Source organism: Psittacicella melopsittaci, from assembly GCF_003585925.1.
Lineage (GTDB): Bacteria > Pseudomonadota > Gammaproteobacteria > Enterobacterales > Psittacicellaceae > Psittacicella > Psittacicella melopsittaci.
Map to the genome: position 1 here is coordinate 1 of NZ_NRJH01000067.1, position 9,480 is coordinate 9,480.

The following is a 9,480-nucleotide window of genomic DNA, read 5'->3' on the forward strand; positions in this document are numbered from 1 at the left end:
GTGAGAGTAGGTCATCGCCAAATTAATTTCCCTGGGTGGTTAGCTCAGTTGGGAGAGCATCAGCCTTACAAGCTGAGGGTCACTGGTTCGAGCCCAGTACCACCCACCATTGATTTTAAAAAAGAGAATCGCATTGCGGTTCTCTTTTTTTGTTTTTAAACAAATTGATGCCTTTTAGTCTAAATTATTGTAGTGCAGATTAAATAGATTTAGGTATAATAATATAGTTAAACAAAAAAATATTGGAGACTATCTCATGCAGCACTTACGTGATTTTGATGTTGCAAATATTAAAGCTATTGCAACCGACCTTGACGGTACTGCACTTGCAAAAGATCACAAACTTGCCCCTGAAACAGTAAATGTATTTAACCTTTTAGTCGAAAAAGGTTATAAAGTAATTCTGGCAACTGGACGTCCATATCGTGATGTAATCGGAATTGAAGAAAATGTTAAATATAGCTTACCTTTAGTAACTTCAAATGGAGCTATGTTAAACAATGCCGAACCTGCCGAAGATTTAGTAACTTATGTACCAGAAGATGTAGCTCGTGATGTATGTTTTAACATAGATCCAGAAGGCTTAATCTTTAATGTTTATACTAAAAACCACTGGTATGTAAATGAACCTAACGAAGAAGTAGCTCGCTTTTTCTCAGATTCTCACTTTGAGTATAATCTACTCAATTTAGAGTTACTTAACTTTGATGAAGTGGTGAAGCTCTTTTTTATCGATCCAGAAACCAAACCTGTACCTACAGCCCGTTCTGAACGCTTAAATAAGCTCCAAGAGCTTATTTATGAAAAGTATGGTGACAAGGTTGAATGTGTATTCTCGCAAGTAAACTGTTTAGAAATTAACGCTGCAGGCGTAACCAAGGCTAATGCAATTAGTAAATACCTTGAGCACTTTGGTTATAGCAATGGTGAGAATTTAATTGTTTTTGGTGACGGCATGAATGACGCCCATATGATGGAAACTGCCAAATATGGTTTTGTGATGGAAAATGCTGACCCTAAACTAATTGCCCATGTTGATGATTTTAGTCATGTGCATCTAGTTGGGAAAAACACTGACTTAATGGTAGCTCGTATTTGTAATCAGCTTTTTAATTTAGGTGCTCCTTTAGAGCCTTACTTTAAAGAAGATTAAAAAAAGAGACTAGGTTTTACTCCTAGTCTCTTTTTTTAGCTTGAGATTATTTTGCGCGTTGCGTTAAATCTATTTGCTCTAAAGGTATTAACTTAGTATGTTTAGTAAACTTGTATCCAAAATAAAGAACAAAGAATAAAGCTAAACCTAAATAAGTTGAAATAAATGTTCCTACATCAAAACCTTTACCAGTTACTAGATCCCAGTCTTGTCCTAGTACCACAAAAGTAAGCATTACTAAAGAAAGAATTGGACCAAATGGGAAGTACTTAGCTAAGTAAGGTAACTGCGTACGATCAAAGTTTTGTGCAGTCATAGCTCGACGGAAGCGGTAGTGACAAATTGAAATACCTATCCAAGTTACAAAACCACACATCCCTGAAGCATTTAATAAGTATAAATAAACATCAGCGGTTTTGAAGAGTGAGGTTAAGAAGCATAGAGCGGCAATAACTGCAGTACATAATACCGCTGCTAAAGGCACTCCTGCTTTTGTAACGCGACCAAAGATTTTTGGTGCAAGGCCGTTTTTACCCATTTCAAAGAGAATACGCGAAGAAGCAAAAAGACCTGAGTTACCTGCTGATAATACCGAAGTTAAGATTACGGCGTTCATTACTGCCGCTGCAAAGCCTAAACCAGCTTGTTTAAATACGAGCGTAAATGGTGAGTAACCTACATCAGTTTCATCATTTTTTAGCAGGTTTGGATCTTGGTAGTTAATTAAACAACCGATTACGATAATCGCAAATACGTAGAAAAGTAAAATACGCCAGAAAATTTGACGTGTTGCTAGAGGAATTGACTTTTCTGGATTTTTTGATTCACCGGCAGCTACACCAATCATTTCTGTACCTTGGAAGCTAAAAGCTGCAATCATTACCACACCCATCATTGCTGGGAAGCCACCTACAAATGGTGCGTCACCTGCAGTGAGGTTTTCTAGTACCGAAAATTGTCCAGGTTGGCCGTCCATTACTTTAAAGATCATTAATAGACCAATTACCACAAAGACAATTACAGTAATTACTTTAATTAAAGCAAACCAGAATTCGGTTTCCCCAAAGCCTTTTACGCTAAAGAGGTTAATGCCCAGAATAAGGACATAGAAGATTGCCGACCATATCCAACCAGGGACATCAGGGAACCAATATCCCATAATTAAGGCCGCTGCTACTAGCTCTACTGCAAGAGTAATAGCCCAGTTATACCAATAGTTCCACCCCTGAGCAAAACCAAATGCCTTATCTACATATAAGGTACCAAAGGTAGCAAAAGAGCCAGAGGTAGGGTTAAATGCTGAAAGCTCGCCCAGCGAGGTCATAATAAAGTAAACCATTAAACCGACAAGGATATATGCGGTTAAGGCTCCACCTGGACCTGCTTGAGCGATGGTTGCACCTGATGATAAGAATAGACCTGTACCTATAGATCCCCCAATGGCAATCATGGTCATATGTCTTGGTCTCAGTTTACGGTGCAATTTGTGTTCTTTGTTTTCTATAGCCATAGTTTAAATTGCAAGGTAATGGCATAATCCCCTAAGGGGTACAAAGAAAAATATCCGTCTGTAAAGAATTACCTATTTTTCTTTGTCTCCAAAAATAATGTAACAACTTTACAAAATGTTCTCAAGGATATGCTTAAAAATAAATTATTGTGAGGAAAAATATCCCGACAAAAAATAAAAAAATACCTGTTAATTATACAACAATTTTTCTTTATTGTCTCTGTTCTTAGCCTTGAAAGATAGGGATAAAAAGGCGAGATTAGCGATTTTATCTCCTAGTGAGCGGGAACTAAAATACAAGCAAAAAAGGTAAACAAGGGAGAGGTTAATTGGGGTAAGAATCTAGGAAAAAGGGTAAATAAATTGACCGCTAGCAAAGCAAGAAAGGCACCTAAGGATAAGTAGGAGTAAGCAAAGGAAAGTGAAGAAAGCCAACTAATGCAAAGAAAAGGAAAGTGAAGAAAGCCAACTAATGCAAAGAAAAGGAATGTGAAGAAAGCCAACTAAATACAAAGAAATGAAAAGTGAAGAAAGCCAACTAAATACAAAGAAAAGGAAAGTGAAGAAAGCAAACTAAAGACAAAGAAAAGGAAAGTGAAGAAATCAAACTAAATGCAAAGAACAGGAAAGTGAAGAAATCAAACTAAATGCAAAGAACAGGAAAGCAAAGCAAAGCAAGCAAAGCAAACTAAAGACAAAGAAAAGTAAAACCAAAAAGTAAAGCTAGAACTACCCCCCTGTACAAGCTAGTTACTTTTTTGCCAATTTTTTTGTAATTTATTTTTACCTCAACCAACTCCTTTTACCTCGCTAAATACGGGAGAACCAGGAGCTAAAAGCAGAAAAAGCAAGAAATAAATTTGCTTTGCTAAAAAACAATGCTATAACCTTATTATGAAAAATCAAATAATTAATGCGAGCAAATTAATTTTTCTCAGCCTTTTAGTAATTATCTTACTGGGACAGAGAAGTTACGCTTATAGCCATGAAGCAGTAAGCTCCAAGACTCAACCTTTGGAAAAAATAACTCGAGCATCCACTCCGCAACAAATTCAAACGATTATTGAAGAAGCCTTAATGCGCGGAGACCATGATTTAAGTCTTGAGCCCATAAGTAAACCTTTGGCTCAACCTTTACTTTTACCTATAAGGCAAGCTCCGGTAGTTAAACTCTTACAGTATAATGTGCCCGTTCGTGATGACCTTGTTGAATTAACTTCATTTTTTATTAGTAATGCCTTTGCTGAGCAACTAGGGGTGTTAACTATGTATTCTTTACTCGACGGACAACAAGAGGGTACTGCTTACTTATTGGAAGTGTTTGCTAACCCACAAGCCTTAGAAACCTTTAGTCGAGAAAAACAAAACAGTGAACTGAACCAAGAAGAGCAATATCAGGATCTGTTAAATAAGCCAGGCGTAGATTTACAGTTAATTCCTGCCTTAGTGCAAGAACGTAGTTTTGTGCAAACGGACACGACTACTCCTGCTCTCATGACCTTGAGTGTAAAAGAAGAGAAAATAGAAGAATTTAAGCAAGAGCTAACTAGCTTCTATGCCCAAGAATTTACCACTAATCCTGCTTTGCAGGCAGTCTACCTTTTACAAAGTGAACAAGATCCGAGTCAGTGGTTTGTTGTCTTAACTTTTACGAGTGAGCAAGATTATATAAACTTTAAGCAAAGCGAAGCTTACAGTCAATTTATGCAAAGACAAGAAGCTAATCTAAATGGTGAACTAGATCTTGAGGTACAAGCAGGCTTGTTAATGACGCGTGGACTCGTTGACTATAATGCCCAAGCTAGCTCGGAGACTCATCCTGCTTCTAATCAAGGAACTACGCCTGAATCTAAGCCAAGTTCAGTACCTGCATCCAATGCTGAGGCTACCCCTCAATCTAACTAGAAGTTTTAGGTTTTTTAGAGCAAAAAACTAAATTACGAGAGACTGATTCAGCTTAGAGGATTTCCCTCAGGGGTAGAATTTTAGAGGATTACCTTCATAGGACAAAGTATTGCACTAAAACAAATTCCAAACCCTATTAATATTTGCGATTTGGCATGTCATGGAGATGACATGCCTTTTTTATTTCCTTTATTTTAGACAGAAATAATTAGCCTCATCCCTAGGAAGAGACTAAATTATTTATCTTGTTAATTTAAGCAACAATATGCACTAGATTTATCTAATTATCTAACAAAGAGCGTGAGATTAAGGCAAAAATAAGTTTAATTGTTTTATAATAGTCTTTAGATATTTTTTTGTCTGCATGATTTCTAAGCATTCTCTTCCGAAGAAAAAACACAAGCTATCTTTGTTAAAAAGATAATCTAAACAACAAGAGAGAGTAATATGTATAATTTTTCTTACTATAGCCCAACACGAGTTGAGTTTGGGGCTGATAAAGAAAATCAAATTGGTACCTATTTAAAACCTTTTAAGGTAAAAAAATTACTTATAGTTTACGCTTCCGAGCGCGTAAAAGAAAACCACACTTTAGCTCGTATAGAACAGAGCCTAGAACAAGCAGGGATTGCTTATGTGGAGTTTGGGGGACTAGAGTTTAATTCGGATCTAACAAAAGTCCAAGCGGCAGTAGCCTTAGCCAAAAAAGAGCAAGTAGATGGTGTTCTTGCCGTAGGTGGTTCTACGGTTCTGGACTATGCTAAAGTAATAGCTCTAGGGGCGGTTAATGAACTTGACTTTATGGCTTATGCTGATTCCGAGGAAAAACAAGAGCCAAGTCAAGCTTTACCGATTTTTGCGGTAATGACCTTAACTACTAAAGGTTCGCTAATGAATAACTTTGCTTTAATTGCAGGGGGATCAACTACCATTAAGTGCACCTTTACCAATGAGTTAATTATTCCATCTTTAGCCATTATTAATCCTGCTTTACAAGCAACTACTCCTTTACATATTCTGACGCGTAATGCCGTAGTGAGTATTGTAATGTCACTTGAAAGCTACTTAACAGCCGATGATCATCCGCAATTAACCGACAACCTAGTAGAAACCAATATCAAGGCAATAATGCGAACTGTTGAAGCTTTACACCAAGATCCAACTGACCTACGAGCTCACAGTGAGTATGCTTGGGCAAATGTGCTTGCAGGTAATGGTTCTACTTCATTTGGGATAGGGGATCGTTCTTTTCCTGTAATTATGCTGGCGCTAGCACTTAGCGAATACCAAGACTTAACTCTCGAACAAAGTCTGGCGATTACTTTACCAGCATGGATGAGTTGGTGGAAAGACTATAAAACTTCTCAGTTTGAGAGATTTGCTTTAGAGTTCTTTAGTGAAGAAAGTCCAGAAGCTGCAATTGAGCTTTTATGCATGTGGTTTGAGAAGTTCTCTTACCCAACTAAGCTTCCTGAGTTAAGTGAAGCTGACTTTGAGAAACTAATTGACTGTTGTACCGAATATGCTCACAACTGGGGCTTAGAGGAAATCTACTCACGCGAAAATATTCGTGAAATCTTTCTTAAGGGCGTAAAAGCTTAAAGCTACCAGTTAGTCGGCAATTAGTACTTTGTATGAAAACTAAAAACTAGCTAAGCAACTAGGCAAAGTAAAATTGTGAGACAGAACAAGAACTGTAAAGCAAGCTGATCGATAAGCTCTATGCCAACAAGAGCGAACAAATAAGAGCCTATTAGACAACAACCAGCCCCGAGATTTATCTCGAGGCTGGGGATTGTCTCTAAACAAAAAACAGAACTTTACAAAAAAAACAGAACTTTACTAAGAGAAGAAGCCTAGTTCCGAACTAGGCTTTTTCTTTGTCTTTGAGATCCTCTCAGTTAAGTATTTGTATATTTGTTTTTTGTTTTTTGCTTTGTTTTTTGCTTTTTGCTTTTTTGAGTTTAGCTTAATTTGAGTTTAGCTTAATTTGAGTTTAGCTTAATTTGAGTTTAGCTTAATTTGAGTTTAGCTTAATTTAAGTTGCGTTGTTTTTTACGACAAGATATCTTTTCTCTAATTTTATTCTTGCTTTGACTCTGAGGAGGGCTAGGAGAGGGAGATATTTGCCTGAGAAAGAAAATAAATATATTTTTAAAGCAAATATTTTGCTTTGACTTGTAACTAAAGACAGATATATGTGCTATAATATAAGAACTCAGTATTTTTGATATTAATTGTTTAGCTTCGGCTAACACCTGATTTCACTAGGCAGCTTGCCTAGTGATTTTTTTATTATAGCCCCGATAAAATTTTAGACCTGAGAAGATGCGAGCTAAAATCATAAAAAAAGTACCTAATTTTAGTTTGCATAATCACTAAACAAAGGTATAACTATATAACTAAGCTAAGCTTTTTGCCGAGAAAAAAAATATTATTTCAAGTTAGTTAAATGACGGGAATTAAGCAAGAAAAAATATCAGGCGGGCTTAGATTAGAATCACATCAAATCAGCTATAATTTATTGTAAGAGTATAAATCTATGCTAATGAACTATATGCGTAAACTGGCAGTATCAGGGTTAATGGCTCTGGCTGTTGTTGCTAATGTAGATGCTAATACCAGTAAAAAGAATACCCCAAGTTATATAACTAGTCGTCCAGTAGTACAGGTGTTTACTATTCAAGTAGATCCTGAAAAAAATGAAGCTTTTACTACCGCGACTCAAGATAAAATTACCGCTTCTCTCAACGCAGAAAAAGGCACACTAGCAATGTTCTCTCTTAAAGGAGAAGGCGATTTAGCCTATGTGGTGGAAGTGTATGCTAACCCAGAAGATTACCAAACTCATCTGGAAGGGCAAGCCCAACAAACTTATAACGAACAAACTCAAGAGCTTGTAGAGAACGTGCAAGCCCTTCGTTTAGCTCCGCAGTATGTGTTTGATCGCAAGTTTACGCCAAGCGAACAAACTCTAGTGAAGTTTGAGAGAGTGAGCGTAAAAACCGAATACTTAACCGACTATCGTGAGTTAGTTTTACAAGAGCTACAACAAGCGGTAAGAAACGAGCCAGGTATCTATGCTGTTTATGCTGCTAATCGTATGGAAAGTCCAAGTGAATGGTTATTTATTACCGTTTATGCCGACAACCAAGCTTTTGAGAAGCATGGGCAACAAGACTACTATCTTAACTACCTCGAACAATCTCAAGAGATGCTAAATAGTCGTGAAGAGGTTCCTGTAACTGTAAGTTTACTTATGAGTAAAGGAAAAATGCGATATAATAGCCTCAACGATAAAACAGAATTTTTAGATAATCCACGTCAATAAGTTGATTGATTGTGGGGTTTAGTAAAAAAAGGAATTGAAGAAGACTGCAAAAGTCTTCTTTTTTTGTAAGAAAATGGGTAAAGTAAGTGTTACAAGCTATTTTAGGTCTTAGGTCTTTAAGCTTACAAAAAAAAGCAAGAGCAAAAAATCACTAAAATCACCCAACTTTATGCAAAATAATTTGTCTAATAGGGGTAAAGGTAACCCCCTACCTTTATTTTTTGAAGCTAAAAGTTAAATTCTAGCTTCTTATTTTTTTGCCTAAAACAAAAATTTATTAATAGGCATAACCTTATTAATTTTAAGGGTTCGCTCACTTAAAAGCCTTAAATATCAGAAAATTATGTATTTTATTGTAATTTAGATATCGGTAAAAGTGCGAATTTTTAATGTATTTTAATATAATTAGAATATAATAATTATTTCCTTTCTATAACAAGACTTTTGTTAGAGAATCATATTTACAGTGGCCTAGGTAAACTATCCCCTAGGTAATTTCTTTTATTTTATATGTTGAAAAAAATCTTAAGTCAGGTGGTTTTATTCTTTTCTTGCTTTGCCTTAGCACAAGCGAACTCCCCGCTAAAGGATACCCCTGTATTTAAAGTTTGTGAGGTAGAGGTTCATCAAGGACGTTTAGTTGACTTTGAACAAATTAGTCGTCGCAACATCTTTGTTACTATGGCAAGTGATGCAGGTCCTTTAAGTATGTACTATCTCCGTAGCACTGATAATCCCTATAAGGCTTACCATATAGAGATCTTTACTAATAAACAAAGCTATAATCATTATTTAAATACCGAATATTTTCAAGACTACCACGACACTATAACTCAGCTTTCCCGTACGGTAAATGACAATTGTAATCTGCAAGCGCAGTATTTATACGACAAGTCATTTATGCAGAATGGTAAAAATAAAGTTATTCTAGTAAAAGTAGAGATTAAAGACAGATATCGCGAACAGTATCGTAAAGAACTGATTAAGTTTTTTGATGAAATCAGAAATTCAGATAACAAGGTTCTTGCTCTCTACGCTGGTTTAAACAATAAGCAGTGGGTTTTTATTGAAGTATTTGGTAATGAACAAGACTACCAAGCTCACCTCAGTGGCAGTAGTTTTCAAAGTTATCTAAATAGCACCAGCAAAATGATTAAAAGCCGTGAAGTTTTACCTATTACACCATTATTTTTAATGAGTAAAGGTTCAATGAACTTTAGTATTAACGGGTTAAATTAACAAAATTAGACTTAAATACTAATTTTTTTGTTAATATAAACAACAAGTTAGATAAAAAGTTTGGAAAAAGAGCAAATTTACTCTTTCGAAATTATGATTTTTAGCCTATAATAGGCGTATCATTGATGATAGATAATGTCAATCAGGGATTCCATAGATTCTCTAAATTGATATTTATTTTAAGAGCTAAGCATTTGCCTTAGGCTTCTTAATAAGTATCAAGAGTAATAAGGAATATCAGACTAAAATAGCTAATCCCCCCTCTATTGGATTAGCTTTTTTTTATGCCTATTTTTTGCCAACAAGGTAAAAAATAGCAGCAAACTTAGGTACAAGTTTGCA

6 protein-coding genes and 1 tRNA gene are annotated in these 9,480 nt (G+C 35.8%); 6 read left to right on the top strand and 1 reads right to left on the bottom strand.

The genetic code is table 11. The features are described 5' to 3' along the window. Positions 1-33: 33 nt before the first annotated feature. Both CJP74_RS07255 and CJP74_RS07260 read left to right on the top strand, forming a co-directional pair. Positions 34-109, top strand: a tRNA-Val gene (locus CJP74_RS07255). A gap of 147 nt (positions 110-256) precedes the next feature. Then, positions 257-1,153: an HAD family hydrolase gene (locus tag CJP74_RS07260; RefSeq protein WP_119497765.1), complete on the top strand. Its 897-nt coding sequence runs from the start codon at positions 257-259 to the stop codon at positions 1,151-1,153. A 46-nt stretch (positions 1,154-1,199) separates the two neighbouring features. Here CJP74_RS07260 and CJP74_RS07265 read toward each other — a convergent pair whose 3' ends face one another. Beyond that, positions 1,200-2,663 carry an amino acid permease gene (locus CJP74_RS07265; protein WP_119497767.1) on the bottom strand — a complete coding sequence of 488 codons (1,464 nt, stop codon included), beginning with the start codon at positions 2,661-2,663 and terminating at the stop codon, positions 1,200-1,202. Between the two features lie 894 nt (positions 2,664-3,557). On the opposite strand from CJP74_RS07265, the gene CJP74_RS07270 reads away from it, so the two are divergent. The 4 genes from CJP74_RS07270 (at position 3,558) to CJP74_RS07285 (ending at position 9,138) form a co-directional block, all read left to right on the top strand. Continuing rightward, positions 3,558-4,568, top strand: a complete 1,011-nt coding sequence (locus CJP74_RS07270) for a putative quinol monooxygenase (protein ID WP_119497769.1) — start codon at positions 3,558-3,560, stop codon at positions 4,566-4,568. A 447-nt stretch (positions 4,569-5,015) separates the two neighbouring features. Then, positions 5,016-6,170, top strand: coding sequence for an iron-containing alcohol dehydrogenase (locus CJP74_RS07275; protein WP_119497771.1), 1,155 nt, complete (start codon positions 5,016-5,018; stop codon positions 6,168-6,170). Between the two features lie 940 nt (positions 6,171-7,110). Next, complete coding sequence (locus CJP74_RS07280) at positions 7,111-7,899, top strand: putative quinol monooxygenase (protein WP_119497773.1); 789 nt, start codon at positions 7,111-7,113, stop codon at positions 7,897-7,899. A 510-nt stretch (positions 7,900-8,409) separates the two neighbouring features. Continuing rightward, a complete protein-coding gene (locus CJP74_RS07285) occupies positions 8,410-9,138 on the top strand; it encodes an antibiotic biosynthesis monooxygenase (RefSeq protein ID WP_119497775.1) in 729 nt (242 codons plus the stop codon). Positions 9,139-9,480 lie beyond the last annotated feature (342 nt).